1 protein-coding gene is annotated in these 663 nt (G+C 45.1%); it reads left to right on the plus strand.

Annotated elements, in window-relative coordinates:
- A partial coding sequence (locus Y882_RS20440; RefSeq protein ID WP_211259250.1) for a non-contractile tail sheath protein occupies nt 1–663 on the plus strand: 663 nt, incomplete at both ends.

Raw genomic sequence — 663 nt, forward strand, 5'->3', positions numbered from 1 at the left:
ACTCTGTTAAATGGTTTACTAACCTTACTGTATCTGGTTCCGGTCGTAAGCAACTGGGTCAACGTAAATATCCACAAGTAGTGATGGGTATGGGCATGACTTCAGGCTTTGATGATGGTTATAACCTTACTCCTGAGCGTCAGGTAAAGATGGCCTATGGCTTAGGATACCGTGACTGGTGGACTACTTATATTGGTATGTCCCACTACTGGAAGGGTCTTACTGCATTTCAGGATAAAGAAACGGGTGAGTTAATCACAGAACAGACTGTATTAGATTACCCAATTCTATTTGCTGGTGAATCTCAGGTTGCTATTCACTTCATGTCTGGTGCATACCCTGACCGTGGCTATGATGTATTCCAGAAGTACATGACTGAAACTTGGGGCATTAACTATGCAGGTGTACGCCCTATTAATGGGACAACTGGTTCTACTGCTGTAGACCGTGCATGTGCAGTTAATCCTGATTCTGAAGTATTTGACCCTACCCAATCATCCGGTGCAGGTGGTCTTTGGTGGTGGGATTTAGAAGCAGATAAACCCGGTCCTGCATTACTATATTGTGTAGAGCAAGTAGGTAAGCTCAAGCCTAAAGCTATTATTTGGGGGCAAGGTGACCAAGATGCCGCTGCTTTGGCATATCCAGGTGACCGTGACCCAG

The sequence above is a fragment of the Dyella japonica DSM 16301 genome (assembly GCF_001010355.1).
Classification (GTDB): Bacteria; Pseudomonadota; Gammaproteobacteria; order Xanthomonadales; family Rhodanobacteraceae; genus Dyella; species Dyella japonica.